We start from the raw sequence: 16,266 nt of genomic DNA on the forward strand, positions 1-16,266 counted from the left end.
GCCAACCACGATACGTAGTTGGCCTGCTATGCCGAGTGTATTCCGTTTGGGTTTCAATTCATCCATTGCCACTGCGACAAGACGTGGCGGCTATGACTCAATGAACACCCTCCGGCGTAAATGGTTACACGTTATCCTGTGCGGTCTTCCCTTTAGGGGCAGCTTCAGCGTTTACATCATAACCCGGCTGGTTTTCAGGCAGATCTTTGACCTCTTCATACCACAGATCATGGTGCTCTTTCGCCCATGTCTCATCCACTTCACCTGTGACCATGCCATCAAGGGCAGCTTCCATCCCGAACAGACCGATGTATATGTGGAAGATAAATCCACAAATCAGAATCAGTGCTGAGAACATATGCACCAGATTAGAAAGCTCCATATCAGCACGGGTCTGCCCGAAAATAGGAAAATCCAGCACAAAGCCGCTGACAGCAATGAACAGACCGAAGAAAATCAACAGCCAGTAAATCACCTTTTCACCGCCATTCGAGAATCCGGCTGACGGATGCGACCCTTTGTGTTTCCCCATCATGCCGCCCATTTTCATGAACCATTGCAGATCCACTTTGGTAAATAGGCTCTTTCTCCACCATTTCAGCAACATCACAGTCAGCAGTACGGCAAACAGCGGCCCCATGTAGTTATGGTACTGTTTGGCTGCATAGATAATCCAACCCCACAGTTCCGTTGGTACCACAGGCTTAATAAAGTGTTTGCCGTACACAATAGTGAGGCCACTGAAAGCGAGCGTCAAAAAGGTAAAGGCCATACTCCAGTGCAGTGCCCTGTCCCAGCGACTCCAGCGCTTGATTTTTCGCCCGGTTTTCGGGGCGCTCAGTTTGATGGGTCCGACCAAAACGTAAGCCAGTCCAACCAGTACCAGGCTGCCGAAAATCGCCAGTGCCCCTAACGGCGACATCCATTTTTCTTTCAGAATGTACCAGGTCTGCCCCGGCACCCGAATCAACACGCCATGTTCTGGTGATTTTGACGTGGTATAGCCTTCCTGGCCATCTTTTACCATGCGCCAGTAGTCAGCCCCCGCAAAGCCAACGGCTTCACGCTGCACAACCGATTCACCCAGACGCGTACTTTCTTTGCTGGCATCGGATTCGTCGGCGGCGAACACCGATACAGAAAGCATCAACACAAAAGCGGTGCAGAGCATCGTCAGCCAGCGTTGCATTCGCTTAGTCATAAAACTCCCGACTGTAAAAAACAGTGTTAACTCTGAGGCTGACCAGCCCTGCCCCTGTCAGAAACAAGCTCAGAGCCGGTCAGCACGTTCACTCAGGCTTTGCGTACCTGACCGGCGTCGTACGCCAGATCATCCGCATTGGCCCATCCGGCTTCTTTGGCTCCACGCGCAACAACACGCTGGCGATAGACGTCAGAGATTTTCGCCGCATCACCAGCCAGCAGCGCTTTGGTTGAACACAGAGATGCACACATTGGCAGTTTACCTTCCGCAATACGGTTGGCTCCGTATTTCTGACGCTCTTCCACCGAGCCGTTTTCCACTTCCGGCCCACCGGCGCAGAAGGTGCACTTGTCCATCTTGCCACGTTCAGCAAATGCCGTTTGTTTCGGGAACTGTGGCGCACCAAACGGGCAAGCAAACAGACAGTAACCACAACCGATGCAGAGATCTTTGTTGTGCAGCACAATGCCATCTTCCGTCTGAACAAAGCAGTCAGCCGGGCACACCGCCATACAAGGCGCGTCACTGCAGTGCATGCAGGCAACGGAGATTGAATTTTCATTCGGCTCGCCGTCGTTCAGTGTCACCACGCGGCGGCGCTGAATACCCCATTCCAGTGCATCATCGTTTTCGTTTTTACAAGCTGTCACACAACCGTTGCATTCAATACAACGCTTTGAGTCACAAAGAAATTTCATACGTGCCATCTGAGTGACTCCTTATGCTTTACTGATTTTACAAAGGGTAACTTTGGTTTCCTGCATCTGAGTCACAGGATCATAACCATAGGTTGTCGCAGTGTTAGCCGCCTCACCGGAAATATACGGTGCCGAGCCTTCCGGATAATTCGGACGCAGGTCGGTGCCTTCGAAATACCCACCGAAGTGGAAAGGAATGAAGGCCATTCCCGGTTTCACCCGTCGGGTTACCATGGCTTTCACGCGGATACGGCCCTTCTCTGCACCTTCTACCCACACCATGTCACCATCTTTGAAGCCGATATCGTTGGCATCTTTCGGGTTCACTTCAACAAACATTTCCTGCTGCAGCTCAGCCAGCCAAGGATTCGAGCGGGTTTCATCACCGCCTCCTTCATATTCCACCAAACGACCGGAAGTCAGTACGATTGGGTATTCGCCGGACACATCTTTATCTTGGATAGACTTGTACAATGTCGGCAGACGGAACATTGCCTGGCTGTCTTCCCAGGTCGGATAATCCGCGACCAGATCGCGGCGAGGGGTATACAGCGGCTCACGATGCAGAGGAACGGCATCCGGGAATGTCCAGACCACCGCACGGGCTTTGGCGTTACCGAACGGAATACAACCATGTTTAATCGCAACACGCTGGATACCACCGGACAGATCGGTCTTCCAGTTTTTACCTTCCGCCAGCGCTTTTTCTTCCTCGGTCAGATCATCCCACCAACCCAGTTGCTTGAGCATTTTGTCGGTAAACTCGGGGAAGCCATCTTCCAGCTCACAACCCAGCGAGAAGCTGTCTTCAGCCAGCAGGCTTTCTCCGTTGCGTTCCACACCAAAGCGGGCACGGAAGTTACCGCCCCCACGGGCGACGGTTTTGGATGTGTCATACAGGATATGGGTGCCCGGGTGCTTCATCTCCGGGGTGCCCCAACACGGCCAAGGCAGACCATAGGTTTCCCCGTTGGCCACACCACCCTCTGCTTCCAGCGTGGTCTTGTTAAAGGTGTGCCAGTTCTGCTGGTGCGCTTTTAGTCGCTCCGGACTTTGACCGGTATAACCGATCGTCCACATTCCTCGGTTGTATTCACGCACGATGTCTTCAATAACCGGCTGGTTATTTTCCACCCGAATGTTTTTACACAGCTGCTCGGCCAGACCAAGTTTCTTCGCCAGCAGGTACATAATTTCATGGTCAGGTTTTGACTCGAATAGCGGCTCAATCACCTGATCTCGCCACTGAACTGAACGGTTGGTTGCCGTCACTGAACCTGTGGTTTCAAATTGGGTTGTCGCCGGCAGAATGTACACATTGTCTTTACGGCCATGCATTACGGCGGCAACGCCCGGATATGGGTCAACAATCACCATCATATCCAGTTTTTCCATCGCCTTTTTCATCTCAGTACCACGGGTTTGCGAGTTCACCGCATGGCCCCAGAAGAACATGGCGCGGATGTTGTCGTTCTGCTCGATGTTGGCTTTATCTTCCAGCACCCCGTCAATCCAGCGTGATACCGGAATACCGGCACTGTTCATCGGTTTCTTGCCGTTATATTCGTTGTTATCGAATCGCGATTTCAGCCACTCATAATCCACACCCCAGACGGTTGACCAGTGCTGCCATGCCCCATCCGCCAAACCGTAGTAGCCCGGCAGGTTGTCAGACAGCACGCCAAAGTCCGTCGCGCCCTGTACGTTATCGTGACCACGGAAAATGTTCGCGCCACCGCCCGACTTGCCGAGGTTACCCAACGCCAGTTCAAGAATGCAGTACGCACGGGTGTTGTTGTTACCTGTGGTGTGCTGAGTCCCCCCCATACACCAAACCACACAGCCCGGACGGTTTTCAGACAGCATTTTTGCGGTCTGATACACATCGGATTCAGCCACGCCGGTGACGCGCTCTACTTCATCCGGTGTCCAGCGCGCAACTTCTTCGCGCACTTGATCCATTCCCCAGACACGCTGACGAATAAACTCTTTATCTTCCCAGCCGTTTTTGAAGATGTGGTACAGCACGCCCCAGATAAAGGCCACGTCGGAACCCGGACGTAAAGACACATACAAGTCCGACTTCGCCGCGGTACGGGTACGACGCGGGTCAACCACCACGATCTTGCAACTGTTCTGCTCTTTAGCGATCAGAATATGTTGCATCGCAACCGGGTGAGCTTCCGCCGGGTTAGAGCCAATGAACAGGATCGACTTACAATTGTGCATGTCGTTCAGCGAGTTGGTCATCGCACCGTAACCCCAGGTATTGGCTACCCCGGCAACCGTGGTGGAGTGACAAATACGCGCCTGGTGGTCAATATTGTTGGTTCCCCAAATCGACGCCAGTTTACGGAACAGGTAAGCCTGCTCGTTGTTGTGTTTTGCCGAACCCAGCCAGTACACAGAGTCCGGGCCGGATTCTTCACGAATTTTCATCACCTGCTGGCTGACTTCGTCCAGTGCCTGTTCCCAGCTCAGCTTTTTCCATTTGCCGTCCACCAGCTTCATCGGGTATTTCACCCGGCGTTCACCGTGTCCGTGTTCACGCAGCGCGGCCCCTTTCGCACAGTGGCCACCGGCATTAAACGGGTGATCAAAGGCTGGCTCCTGCCCCGTCCAGACCCCTTCCTGAACTTCAGCATAGATACCGCAACCCACCGAGCAGTGTGAGCAGATTGTCCGTTTAACTTCTGTCGGAGACTGGGGATCGACGGTTTTAGCTTCGGCTTTTTTCATCATTCCCGGCGCAAATAAACCGGCACCGGCAACACCACCAGCCGCAGCCAGTGACGAGTTACGCAAAAATGAGCGACGTGAAATACCAAACTGGTTTTCATCCTTGCTTACGTTGTCGGAACGTTTTGTCAATTTCATGGATGGCTCCGCCTTACAAAGTCTCGTAATAATCACGAACGTGCTGCGTTTCGCGATATCGGGTTTCGTTGTTATTGTTGTTTTCCTCAGGCTGAATCACTTCAGCGTGAACGATTCGGGTGGTTCCGGCTGCCACAGCACCTGCCGCAACAGTCAGGCCAACACTTTTCAGTAACTGACGGCGGCTCTGATTGGTTTTCTTCTGCTCACTCATAAGAAGATTGCTCCTTAATGTCGTCTCCCGATCTCAGTCTGCACTGTTGTCGGGCGATCTTAATGTTAGTGGTACGCAGCAAACTGCGTTTTCTCCAGATTCAGAAATTGCAATGCCAGCTCGGCAACCGCGCTGTAAAACACGGCGCTCTGGGCGGCTTTCAGATCGCTGCAAAGGCGTTCAAACCAGGTGGCAATGTGGCGATTAAAAAACTGTTGCTGTTGTTCTTTAGTGCCGCTTTCCACCAGCATCGCCATCACTTCCAGCAGTGCTGCAATATGGTCTTCGGGCTCTTTCACGCTTTCATCGCGCTCAAACCCCATCATCGCCAGATCCCGACGCAGATGCGCCAGTGGCATTTCCATCAGCGAACCGGTCAGATACCAGGAGCCAAATGGCACAATTTCGCCGCGACCGATACCGATAAACAGATCCTGATATTCTTCTTCAACAGCGAGCAGCGAGGTAGTCTGGGCTGCCAGTCGAAGTACCGGCCAGGTCGCAGCCATTCCCTGCATCTGCGCTTTGTCGTGCATCGAGCCTTCCGGCATCTGCACATCCAGTTCTGAAAGCCAGGTCAGGATCTGCTGATTGGGCGGCTGTCTGAATAAACGCGCCAGCATGGCGTAAATATCGACGCGCAAGGCGATATCGTCTTGCTGTCTAGCGGGTTGCAGCAGCGTCTCTTGGGGTGAATTTGGTTGAATCATTAGTGCGCTCCTAAACCCTTAACTGACTTTCCGGGTCATCAACAATCGTGCTGAAAATGTCACGAACACGGCAATCTTCACACATGGACAAACGCCGAATCGCTTCTCCCTGAAAATGCGAATGCCCCTGAAGTTTTTCTGTCAGCATTTTCACCATAGATGCTGGTGCAAACGCCTTCCCGCAGGTAATACAACAAGCGGCTTCTTCTTCGTGAATCAGACGTGATGCCTGACGCACGTCAGCGTCCCAATTCATACCAGGCGCCAGGGAAATAACTTTTTCCGGACAAGCTTTTTCACACAAGCCACATTGAACACAATCTTGTTCAACAAAAAGTAAACCCGGACGATCACCAATGGCATGCAATGCACGAGTCGGACAAACTGCCACACAGCTCATGCACAAAGTACAATCGTCTGTCTGACAAGTGACCGAACCATAAGGAGCGGTAGCCGGAACCGAAGACGTGGCAGGTTGCTCAGGCGCAATGGCATAGAGTGCATCCAGGGCTGCAAACAATTTGTCCCGTTTTGAACCATCAAGAGCTGAGTCAGTCGCTAGGTTATGGGCGAGTAATGGCGCATTAAATCCGGCATACGGAGACTGATCATTCAGATCAAACAGATCCAGACGCTTTTCGTCATGCCCCATCGCCGTTAAAAACGCATGGGCAGTCTGCAACTCATGTGCAAGAACACGATCGATGGTGGGTGGAATGAAAGCGGTGTGCGTCGCCAGTAAAACCTGATGTGCACCATAAACCAGCGCACTGAACCAGGTATCAATACCTACCGTTGCCAACTCTTCCAGTGCAACAGGCAAAACACAGGTTGGCAGGGTTTCCAGACGTTTGCTGACAGAGGCTTCATCACGCAGGCCATAAAACATCAGAACCGGTGATTCGCCACCAGCCTGACGATAATTGGCCAGTAGCTGATACACAAAATGTTGCGTCTTCTCTGCTTCAGGTAAAGCATATTGAATAGCTTCAGTCGGACAGGCCGTTGCGCACGTACCTACGCCCTGACATAGGTAGGGATTGATTTCAATGGAATGACCGGTACTGGATAGCGCGCCAGCCGGACATGCATCCAGACAGCGATCACATCCTTCAACGCCACGGGAAGAATGCGCGCAGAGATCAGTGTTCAGACGAAAGTATTTAGGCTTATCAAACGTGCCCATCATATCTGGCAAGTCTTCAACAATTTGTGCCAGATCTGCCTTGCCTGCCCCAATGGCATAATACCCCGGAGGCGGAATTTCCGACGCAATCACACCGGTTGGTGTCAAATCAACGACAAGGTCGAAACACTCACGTCCGATAGCCACTTTCGCCAGATTCGCTGCCAGCACCTCGCCCTGAATGTCACACTCAACGTCAAACGCGCCCAGGTAGCCTTTGACTCTCGGGGCGTTGGCAAAATACACATTGTTTCGATTCAGAGTGTCACTGTCAGCATTGCCACGGCGTTCAGGAGTCTCAGCCACTTCCGTCGCCAGTAATGTGACAGAATTCAACGCTGAGAATTGCGGAGCCAGAGCAACAATTTCAGCTTCAGCCCCGATAATGACCACATTCCCCCGACTTTCATAAGAAACCGTTGGCGGAATGAGGTTGGCAAGCTCAACCGTGCCCTTTAAGGCCGTGAGTCGTGCTTGCCCGTTGCGATCAGCAAATAAGCTGTCCGCATATGCTTCTAGTGTAGTTTTTAACATTGCTATTCCTGTCTACTCGTCACCGTGTTTCAGTGGCGATTAAAACGCTTCAGCTTTCTGATAGTTATGAGTTAAATTGAAAGCCTGCATTTAGCGCCCCTTATAAAGGCAATAACCGATCCAACTTTCCACGGAAGAAAATGACACTGAAGGAGTCAGAGTCTGTTCAAAGCAAAAACAACATCGGACACTGAGACATTTTGACGCACCGCATTTTATGAACTGCGCCAAAATGTCCCGATTATCAATAAGGGTATTTTTCCCTTTTTGTCCCAACTCCGCTTTTCTGTTCGCCACTGGCGTTTTATGACTGACTTATTTTTAGAATTCTGGAAATGAGTAAACGGGCTCACCCGTTCATGATTGGGTCTTAGTAAGATTAGGACGTGTTACCGGAGAATCATCTGGCAAGGCAGTGATAGGATTTGCCTTTACAGATTTGACAGATTCCGCAGGTTGCGTCGATTGCGCATCAGCCATGTCGCCATTTGTTTGTGCGACAGATGCCGCTTCATCTGTATCAATCGCCTCCTCTTTCTCATCATTCCCCGCTTTGCCATCAGAATCAGGCGATGTTTCAGTAGTTGCATTAGTTGCATTAGTTGCAGTATAAGAGCTTGATGCCTGACTTTGTGGTTCAAGCATGTGCAATTCAGTGGCTTGAAGTTCCTCATTATCAGCTCGGGAGACCGTCTGAGGGCTCGCTTGCGCCATTGCATCTGTCGCTTCTTTTCCGGCCTCGTTAATTGCTGTTTCTACTTTGTCGCCAAACCAATTACGCAGTTGTTGGGTAACCCCTTTATCCAATACAGGCACATTAGAAAAATCTTCCGTATGGTCATCCATATCACTGATATAGTTGAACTCTTCAGAATGAAACAATTTACGCAGAGCGGCTTTTTTTACCGATTTATCCACGCCTTGCTGCATAAACGACGTCACACCGGATTCATACGAAACGCGTGAAACGTCTGCCAATGTGGGTAACGGATCGGCAACGACCTCACCGCCTTCTGAAAGAGCTTCTTCTGAAACCGCTTTTGAGCGATGTTCTGAATCATTCTCAGAAACAGAACCCGCATCCAACGCGGAATCGCTTGCCGTATCCTCACTTGCAGTGGCTGCAGCAGTGCGATCCAAATTCTCAGAATCAGCATGTTCCGGATTTGCCGTCTGACCACCAATGGAAGCAGTACACCCTTCTTCGGTTTGTGCTGTCGCTTGCTCCGTTCCCAGTTCGGTCTCCTGCTCTGTACTCTCCCGGGCTTTGAGCTTGCGACTCGACCAGCGCTGGAAAAAATTAGTTGCCACTAATCAACCCCTTTTTCTCTTTACGCTTGTCTTTGTTTCCCTTACGACGAACATCCAGTTGCTCACCATGCCGCCCGATAAAGGCTTCCATCCAGGCCTGAACAGGAAGCGGAATCGACATATCGAGGATCTGATATTCGCCATCCATATACCCTGCAGCCAGACCCTGCGCAGCCGTTATCAACAGCGGTTTAAGCCGCTCTCCCTCTTCTGAGCAAACGACAAACAGATGAGGATCGCGTGAACTCAGGTTAAACCGATAGTCGCTTCGCTCATGTAATTGAAGCTGAAGCGGCAGTACGTAACCATCAGGCTGTTGCGCTAACGTTGTCTTTTGTTCCTCACCGTACAAGCAAACATCTTCAATCGTCCAGACAACGGTCATCCAGCGGCCAACCTGTTTCTCTTTACCCACCAAACGGAATCCGATTGGCCAGACTGATTCATCTTTCAGTTGTTCCAGCACGTCCGCTCCTTTCTTACTAATTTCTCAATCCAACATTATCTTGGTTCACACGCAGGGCGATTTGCTCAAACCAAATCTGCGTAACGTCATCACCGTGACGAGCGAAAACCACCAGCGGAATAAACCTGTACCATCAAACACTATGCCATTAACCTCTGCCATCAACCTATGCCATAGAGCTGTGCTATCGACCTTCATCAGAGATCAGAGAATAGTATTTATCGATGACATGATTAACGCTTTATCCACTTAAGCATTAAGCAAAGATTAGACCAACTTTTACCAATCGTTCTGTTTGACCAATAGTTCTGGAACGATCTTTGCTTAACTGAATGAAGTGACGGGCAATAACTGACTCTGCGACTACCGTTCCGGCATACTCTTAAAGATTTGTCGCTTTCGGGTTTTCATTAGTTCTCATTGCTTAACAGTTCTGAATGCTTACCAGATCATCGCGTACCACAGAGTCAGTCGGCCCACTTTGCAAGTTGAAACAGGAAGGTTCATGAACCAGTTGCCAAAAATCATTAAAACCAAGTCCTCGGTCAATCAGACGATGGCGGTAAACGTCATGGATGAATATGGCGAGATGATGGAAAAACATATCGCCTGCGAGCACCCGCTGACGGTTTACCTTAACTGGATTGAAGTGGTCACGCTGATGACGCTCGGTGAACGACCGGCTGCGCTGGTATTGGGCTACCTGAAAAATCAGGGATTCATAGAAGACATCAATGCCATTGAGTCTGTCATTATTGACTGGGAGACCAACTCTGCCGCAGTCATCACCCGAGAGAACACCGCCGGTCTGGAGAAAAAGCTGGAAAAGAAAACCGTCACCTCCGGCTGTGGACAAGGCACCATGTTTGGCAATGTGATGAAAAAGCTGGAAGGTGTGACGCTCCCCCAGCCGACGCTGCCACAATCGATGCTCTATGGCCTGCTGGAAGCGCTGACCCATCATAATGAAACGTACAAAGCGGCAGGTGCCGTGCATGGCTGCGCTGTGTGTCAGGGTACCTCCATTCTCTCTTTTGTCGAAGATGTGGGCCGTCATAATGCGGTGGATACGCTGGCGGGTGAAATGTGGCTGAAGGGCGAATCCGGTGCCGACAAAATTTTCTATACCACCGGGCGCCTTACTTCTGAAATGGTAATTAAAGTCGCGCAGATGGGCATTCCTGTACTGCTCTCACGTTCCGGCGCAACTCAAATGGGTTACGAACTGGCCAAACAGTTGGGGATTACCATGATCGCCCGCGCAAAGGGTCACCGTTTCCAGGTGTTTAACGGGATGGAAAATTTGGTTCTGGATGTGAAAGGTGGCTGTGACACCAACGATACTCGCCCTGACATGCAGCCCGGCGACCGCGATAAACCGGACCATAAAGGCGAAACCGATTCTGATGCTCTGCCGCAGAGGCTTACCCAAACCCAGAAAGATCCTTCGCGAGGAAGTGCGCAGTGACTGAGGCTTTCCCGACATTCATGAATGCGAAGCAGGTCGCAGAGTACCTCGACCTGAATGAAAAGAAAGTGTATGCCCTTGCCAATGATGGCCTGCTACCTGCGACCAAAGTCACCGGCAAATGGTTATTTCCGCGGGCAATGCTCGATAAGTGGTTGTTGGAGTCCTGCCACCATGGCGCGCTGACCGATCGCCTGCTGATCGCGGGGTCTGACGATCCGCTATTACAGATGGTCGTTGGCGAGATGGCCAATAAGCTGGGCAGCACCGCACTGGTCGGCTATACCTCAACCGGAACCCGTCAGGGGCTGGCTATGCTGAGCAAAGGCCATGTGGACATGTGCGCAATTCACTGGGGACATGCAGAAGAAGCCGCTTTGCGTCATCCGGCTTTAATCCAGCAGTACGCAGGACATAAAAACTGGGTGCTGATCCATGCGTTTGAACGTCAGCAAGGTCTGGTGGTGGCGCACGATATTGCAGAGTGCGTCAATAACCGTTCTATTCTGCCGCAGGAGTTACTGGCTTCACGCTGGCGCTGGGCGATGCGTCAGGAAGGGGCCGGGAGCATGCGGGCGCTGAGTGAGTGGCTGCATAACCATGCCTGCACGTTGGAAATGTTGAACCAGGTCGATGTGTGTAACAGCGAGCGTGAACTGGCGTCATGTATTGCGCGTGGTCAGGCTGATGTCGGCTGTGCCAGTCAGAGTACCGCCGGAGAATTCGGACTCGGGTTTATTCCCCTCTGTACGGAAGCCTTTGAACTGGTGTTGCCCCGTAATATTTACTTCCGAACCCTGCAACAGCAACTGTTACAGCTTTTGTCCGAACCGGATATTCAGGCCAAAGGCGATCAGCTTGGTGGCTATAATTTTGCCAGAACCGGTCGTCAGGTTTGGAGCGGCAAATAATCCCGAAACCGAAAATCAGGAAAAAGCCCAGAATCATTTAATTGATGGCATTTTACAGCAAGGCGAACAATTCAAGCCTAGGTAAATTGCCATCTTTTACCAAACAAATAAAACATCCCACCTTAACTATGCTTTCACTTTGTCATGGCATACCACAGTCATAAAATATACCCCAGTAATAAAAGTGACCGCGCTTTTATTTTCGACGTTTAATCAGGGCTGTGGTTTGGGAAATAAACAGCCTGTCTAGCACATCATTCTAACAAGCGATAACTCAACAACACATTTACATTACCGTTACACACCAAAGCCATAAAGAAAAACAGGTTCAGGATTAGAAAAGTGATAGAAATCTCTATAGCCTGAAAAAATTCCCTGCTAGTTGAGATAGTTACGACCGCATCTATCACTGGTCTGATGAGATCAATGAAACGAGCTGTACTTTTTGTGAGCAAACACTCCAATCCTGAAAATTCCCGAAAGGAATCTTGAGCCAGCGCAATTTTTATTCAGGTTTCGTTTGAGGAAATGCCCGGTGCGCTGCACACTTAAATCAGGTCATCCGACCAGTTAATTACTCTGCAAATGAATGTCAAATACGCGTAAGGAGTGGTCATGAATTATTTCATTACCGGCGCTACAGGATTTATCGGCTCTCAGTTGTTGCAACGGCTGGCAAAACGGTCTGGCGATATTTACCTTCTCACCTATGACAAGACGTCAGAAGACAGGCTGCAGGCCCTTCTTGAGAAGCACCGGCTACCGAAGCACAAGTTTCACTGCGTTCGAGGATCGATAACCGAGCCCAATTTGGGTGTCAGCACCGATACTATCAAAGCCCTGACCGGCAACATCGCCCACTTTTTCCATCTGGCCGCCATTTACGATTTAACGGCCAGTGAAGAAGATATGATGCGCGCCAACATCGAAGGGACAGAAAATACACTGCGCTTCGCCGAGCGGCTGAACGCGGGTTGTTTTCACTACTTCAGTTCGATAGCTGTCGCAGGTCAGTTCCGGGGCTGGTTCCGTGAAGACATGCTCAATGAAGCCACCGGGCTGGATCATCCGTATTTCACGACCAAACACAACGCAGAAAAAGTGGTTCAGGAATCGGCGACCATTCCATGGCGGGTTTACCGTCCGGGGATTGTCATTGGTGATTCCAAAACCGGTGAAGCCGCACGTATCGACGGTCCGTATTATTTCTTCAAGCTGATTCAGAAAATCCGCCGTGCGCTGCCTGAATGGGCCCCGTTGCTGGGTCTGGAAGGTGGCCGCTTGAACCTAGTGCCGGTCGATTACGTGGCTGACGCGATTGATCATATTGCCCACAAAGCGGAGTTAGATAACCAATGCTTCCATATTGTGGACCCAGATCCCTACCGCTCCGGTGAAGTCCTCAACATTTTTGCCGAAGCCGGACACGCCCCACGGATGGCAATGCGGCTTGATATGCGGGTGTTCCGGATGATTCCGTCGCATCTCTGGAATCAACTGGGGCAGATTCCGGTGCTGAAACGCTTTATTGATGCCATCAGCAACGAAATGGACATCCCGAAAGATGCACTGGGCTTTTTCAACTATCCGACGCAGTTTGATTGCTCCAATACGTTGAATGCGCTGGCTGACAGCCAGATCACCTGCCCTCGTCTGCCGGATTATGCCGATAAGATTTGGGATTACTGGGAGCGCAACCTGGATCCGGATCTGCACGTTGAAAAAACGCTGAAAGGCTGTGTGAACGGAAAGGTCGTGGTCATTACCGGCGCGTCTTCCGGTATCGGCTATGCGACCGCACTGAAGCTAGCACCAACCAAAGCCCGACTGGTGCTGATTGCCCGAGACCTGGAACGCCTTCAGCAAACCCGCAATGACATTGAGCGCCTTGGTGGGCAAGCCTTTATCTACCAGAGCGATCTGGCACTGGATGACAGTGCGGCAGCGACACTGGAGCAAATCCGAAAAGATCACGGCAAGGTGGATATTCTGATTAACAACGCCGGTCGCTCAATTCGCCGTGCGGTTATCCACGCCACAGACCGCCTGCATGATTACGAGCGTACCATGCAGATTAACTACTTCGGTTCCCTACGCATGATTCTGGGCTGTCTGCCGGGCATGGCTGAGGCCAAAGAAGGCCACATCATTAATATTTCATCCATTGCGGTATTGACTAACCAGCCACTGTTCTCGGCTTACGCGGCCTCGAAAGCAGCGCTGGACAGCTTTTCACGCACCGCCAGCATCGAGCTGGGCAGTCAGGGCATTAACTTTACCACCATCAACATGCCGCTTGTGGAAACCCGGATGATTTCGGATCACTACCGCCAGAATGAAGGCGGCGTGCCGCTGCTGACTCCGGGAGAAGCCGCAGATCTCATTGTGAAAGCAATTATCGAAAAACCGAAGCGGATAGCGACTAAACTGGGGCTACTGGGCGCGTTTGTCCATGGTGTCTATCCGAAGCTGGGTGAGTTGCTGATGGCAACCGGCTATGACCCTGATGACGATGGCGAGCAGGATAACCCTGACGCGAAATCAAAAAAACCAACCGCCGACGTTGTGGCTCTCTCTAGCATCATGCGTGAAATACACATGTAAGGATACCTTATGCAAGTTACCGCTATTCACGACTACAAAGAAGATCTGGATACCCTGCTACGGTATTTCAGCGAAGAGGACCTGATCGCCGAAAAGTATCAGGCTCTGGGTGCCCAAAACATCTCCGTCACGGACATTACCGACACTGAGGACGGTTTCTTGGTGCGAACCCAGCGTGACATGCCAGCCAATGTGCCGGGCGTACTGAAAAGCCTGCTGGGCAGCTTTAATACCATCAAGCAATCTGAATCCTGGCACTGGCAGGAAAACGGCCAGCTGTTGTGTAAGTTCAACGTGGACATTGTCGGCGTGCCTGCCACCATTCAGGGACAGATGAACTTCAGCGAGCCAACTGCACGCCCGGGTGTGGCGACATCCAACCATGTATCGGTAGAGGTTCACTCTTCTGTCCCTCTGGTTGGCAGCACGCTGGTGTCTTTCATCTGTAACGACATTAAAAACCAGATGCAGGCTGAATATGCGTTTCTCTGTGACAAACTGCCACAGCTGATGACAGAAGAAGAGTAAGTAATTCCGACAGCAAGCAAACCGGGCCCGGCACACATGGAGTTCAATGTCGGGCCTGACAAGCAAGGAAAGAACGATGAAAACCAAAGATCGGATTTTAGCGGTCAGCCTTGAGTTGTTTAATCGTGATGGCGTTGCTCAGGTCAGCACACTGATCATCGCGACCGAAATGGGGATCAGTCCGGGTAACCTGTACTATCACTTCAGAGGCAAGGACGAAATAATTGCAACGCTCATCAATGAGCTGCAAAACTCTCTGACCCGCGTCTGTAACGAGTACGCCGACCAGGTAAAGGATTTCGATGATTACTGGCCGTTCATGCACACCGTGATGGCTTTATTCACCCATTACCGGTTTTTGTTCCGCAACCTGGATAATCTCAACGGCCAGAATCCGCAAATCAAGCGTAAAATCAGAACCCTGATTCTGAAACTGCGTCATCTGAGTAATGATATGCTCAAACATCTGGTCGAACTGGGCAAGCTGCGGTGCGATGAAAGCAGTCTGCCATTACTGGCCGATAACCTGCTGCTGGTCAGCCTGAACTGGCTGAATTACCAGACGCTGCTGGATGACCATTACAGTGATAGTGAACTGGTGCGCACCGGGGTGTTACGCCTGATCTCCATGGTAGAACCTTACCTGACAGAAAATGCCACCTCCCCGTTCTTTACCCATCAGGATCTGGTTGACGAGTTAGTCAGCTGAGACTCACCAATCCACCCACCAGCCTGGCTGCTCACTCAGTCAGGCTTTTCTTTTTAGACCCGCTATGCTTGGCAGATCAGTGTCTCTTCAGCGAGCACGACAGGGCCACTGGCTCTAAACCCGTCACTATGAGCTTGTGTTTTTAACGTAAAAAAGACTGGTGCCCATTCCGACAAACAGCCCCCCACTTACTCGAGTAAACCAGCGCATCGTGTCAGGTTTTGCCAAATACCCCGAGGCTTTACCCGCTAAATACCCATAGGTAGAAAGTGACAGGAATGAAAACAGCATAAAGATTAGCGTCATCACTATAAACTGGAAAAATATCGGCTGACTGGTATCAATAAACTGCGGGAACAACGCCGTGAAAAAGAGGATCGGTTTCGGGTTCGTCACGGCGACAAAAAGACCCTCCCTGAAAAAAGACAACAAACTGGAATGATGCCTGGCCGGCGATTGAACAGAGTGTGCGCTTTTCTTAAAGCTGGATTTCAACTGTTTGCAACCAAGGAAAATAAGATAGCTCGCACCAACAATTTTGAAGACCATGAACAACGTCGATGATGCCAACAAGATGGCGCTTAACCCACTGATAGATAGACTGGAGAGCAGCATCAAGCCTATGATGTTACCTAGCGCCGACGCCATCACCGACTTTACTCCGTTCATTGAACCATTATAAATGGCCAGGAAAATCGCCGGCCCGGGGCTGATGATATAAAAGAATGATACAGCACAGTACAATGCCAGTGTTTCGATGTTCATTGATACTCCTTAAATAGAGCGGCCGCTTAAATAGTGTGCCCCTCTTAAATAGAAATCCATTTCCCGATACAGCCATAACCC

The 16,266-nt window shown here is 50.9% G+C and carries 14 protein-coding genes; 5 read left to right on the forward strand and 9 right to left on the reverse strand.

Annotated features, from left to right (window positions below):
- Nucleotides 1–124 precede the first annotated feature (124 nt).
- The 8 genes from PGW97_RS08625 to PGW97_RS08660 all read right to left on the reverse strand — a co-directional run bounded on the left by PGW97_RS08625 (nt 125) and on the right by PGW97_RS08660 (nt 9,200).
- Entirely contained in the window at nt 125–1,201 is a 1,077-nt protein-coding gene (locus PGW97_RS08625; RefSeq protein WP_443147101.1) for a formate dehydrogenase subunit gamma, read from the reverse strand.
- A gap of 92 nt (nt 1,202–1,293) precedes the next feature.
- Nucleotides 1,294–1,911: a formate dehydrogenase FDH3 subunit beta gene (gene fdh3B, locus PGW97_RS08630; protein ID WP_047885409.1), complete on the reverse strand. Its 618-nt coding sequence runs from the start codon at nt 1,909–1,911 to the stop codon at nt 1,294–1,296.
- Between the two features lie 12 nt (nt 1,912–1,923).
- The gene (locus PGW97_RS08635) at nt 1,924–4,779 is read right to left on the reverse strand and encodes a formate dehydrogenase subunit alpha (protein WP_217391381.1); all 2,856 of its coding nucleotides are present in this window, start codon (nt 4,777–4,779) and stop codon (nt 1,924–1,926) included.
- Between the two features lie 13 nt (nt 4,780–4,792).
- Nucleotides 4,793–4,993, reverse strand: coding sequence for a twin-arginine translocation signal domain-containing protein (locus tag PGW97_RS08640; protein ID WP_047885407.1), 201 nt, complete (start codon nt 4,991–4,993; stop codon nt 4,793–4,795).
- A 65-nt stretch (nt 4,994–5,058) separates the two neighbouring features.
- Complete coding sequence (locus PGW97_RS08645) at nt 5,059–5,703, reverse strand: TorD/DmsD family molecular chaperone (protein WP_047885406.1); 645 nt, start codon at nt 5,701–5,703, stop codon at nt 5,059–5,061.
- A gap of 10 nt (nt 5,704–5,713) precedes the next feature.
- On the reverse strand, nt 5,714–7,423 hold the full coding sequence (locus PGW97_RS08650; protein WP_273857091.1) for a 4Fe-4S binding protein: 1,710 nt from the start codon (nt 7,421–7,423) through the stop codon (nt 5,714–5,716).
- A 357-nt stretch (nt 7,424–7,780) separates the two neighbouring features.
- Nucleotides 7,781–8,734, reverse strand: coding sequence for a DUF3306 domain-containing protein (locus PGW97_RS08655; RefSeq protein WP_273857092.1), 954 nt, complete (start codon nt 8,732–8,734; stop codon nt 7,781–7,783).
- Complete coding sequence (locus tag PGW97_RS08660) at nt 8,724–9,200, reverse strand: DUF3305 domain-containing protein (protein ID WP_207103639.1); 477 nt, start codon at nt 9,198–9,200, stop codon at nt 8,724–8,726. The genes PGW97_RS08655 and PGW97_RS08660 overlap by 11 nt, the downstream gene beginning before the upstream one ends.
- 505 nt (nt 9,201–9,705) lie before the next feature.
- On the opposite strand from PGW97_RS08660, the gene PGW97_RS08665 reads away from it, so the two are divergent.
- From PGW97_RS08665 to PGW97_RS08685, 5 genes are all read left to right on the forward strand, one after another.
- Nucleotides 9,706–10,668, forward strand: coding sequence for a formate dehydrogenase accessory sulfurtransferase FdhD (locus tag PGW97_RS08665; protein ID WP_084712563.1), 963 nt, complete (start codon nt 9,706–9,708; stop codon nt 10,666–10,668).
- A 20-nt stretch (nt 10,669–10,688) separates the two neighbouring features.
- Nucleotides 10,689–11,579 carry a helix-turn-helix transcriptional regulator gene (locus tag PGW97_RS08670; protein WP_207103694.1) on the forward strand — a complete coding sequence of 297 codons (891 nt, stop codon included), beginning with the start codon at nt 10,689–10,691 and terminating at the stop codon, nt 11,577–11,579.
- Between the two features lie 615 nt (nt 11,580–12,194).
- Nucleotides 12,195–14,183, forward strand: coding sequence for an SDR family oxidoreductase (locus PGW97_RS08675; protein ID WP_047885403.1), 1,989 nt, complete (start codon nt 12,195–12,197; stop codon nt 14,181–14,183).
- A 9-nt stretch (nt 14,184–14,192) separates the two neighbouring features.
- A complete protein-coding gene (locus tag PGW97_RS08680; RefSeq protein WP_217391385.1) occupies nt 14,193–14,711 on the forward strand; it encodes a DUF2505 domain-containing protein in 519 nt (172 codons plus the stop codon).
- A gap of 76 nt (nt 14,712–14,787) precedes the next feature.
- The gene (locus PGW97_RS08685) at nt 14,788–15,420 is read left to right on the forward strand and encodes a TetR/AcrR family transcriptional regulator (RefSeq protein ID WP_217391386.1); all 633 of its coding nucleotides are present in this window, start codon (nt 14,788–14,790) and stop codon (nt 15,418–15,420) included.
- A gap of 126 nt (nt 15,421–15,546) precedes the next feature.
- Here PGW97_RS08685 and PGW97_RS08690 read toward each other — a convergent pair whose 3' ends face one another.
- Nucleotides 15,547–16,185 (reverse strand): LysE family translocator, encoded by a 639-nt coding sequence (locus PGW97_RS08690; RefSeq protein WP_273857094.1) that lies wholly within the window; start codon nt 16,183–16,185, stop codon nt 15,547–15,549.
- Nucleotides 16,186–16,266 lie beyond the last annotated feature (81 nt).

The sequence above is a fragment of the Photobacterium sp. GSS17 genome (assembly GCF_028621875.1).
Lineage (GTDB): Bacteria > Pseudomonadota > Gammaproteobacteria > Enterobacterales > Vibrionaceae > Photobacterium > Photobacterium ganghwense.

What these genes read in the sequence shown, in the direction of transcription:
- PGW97_RS08680 (WP_217391385.1), top strand. Translation starts at nt 14,193, where the DNA reads ATGCAAGTTACCGCTATTCACGACTACAAAGAAGATCTGGATACCCTG.
- PGW97_RS08640 (WP_047885407.1), bottom strand. Translation starts at nt 4,993, where the DNA reads ATGAGTGAGCAGAAGAAAACCAATCAGAGCCGCCGTCAGTTACTGAAA.
- PGW97_RS08690 (WP_273857094.1), bottom strand. Translation starts at nt 16,185, where the DNA reads ATGAACATCGAAACACTGGCATTGTACTGTGCTGTATCATTCTTTTAT.
- PGW97_RS08670 (WP_207103694.1), top strand. Translation starts at nt 10,689, where the DNA reads ATGAATGCGAAGCAGGTCGCAGAGTACCTCGACCTGAATGAAAAGAAA.
- PGW97_RS08625 (WP_443147101.1), bottom strand. Translation starts at nt 1,201, where the DNA reads ATGACTAAGCGAATGCAACGCTGGCTGACGATGCTCTGCACCGCTTTT.
- fdh3B (WP_047885409.1), bottom strand. Translation starts at nt 1,911, where the DNA reads ATGGCACGTATGAAATTTCTTTGTGACTCAAAGCGTTGTATTGAATGC.
- PGW97_RS08635 (WP_217391381.1), bottom strand. Translation starts at nt 4,779, where the DNA reads ATGAAATTGACAAAACGTTCCGACAACGTAAGCAAGGATGAAAACCAG.
- PGW97_RS08645 (WP_047885406.1), bottom strand. Translation starts at nt 5,703, where the DNA reads ATGATTCAACCAAATTCACCCCAAGAGACGCTGCTGCAACCCGCTAGA.
- PGW97_RS08650 (WP_273857091.1), bottom strand. Translation starts at nt 7,423, where the DNA reads ATGTTAAAAACTACACTAGAAGCATATGCGGACAGCTTATTTGCTGAT.
- PGW97_RS08675 (WP_047885403.1), top strand. Translation starts at nt 12,195, where the DNA reads ATGAATTATTTCATTACCGGCGCTACAGGATTTATCGGCTCTCAGTTG.
- PGW97_RS08665 (WP_084712563.1), top strand. Translation starts at nt 9,706, where the DNA reads ATGAACCAGTTGCCAAAAATCATTAAAACCAAGTCCTCGGTCAATCAG.
- PGW97_RS08685 (WP_217391386.1), top strand. Translation starts at nt 14,788, where the DNA reads ATGAAAACCAAAGATCGGATTTTAGCGGTCAGCCTTGAGTTGTTTAAT.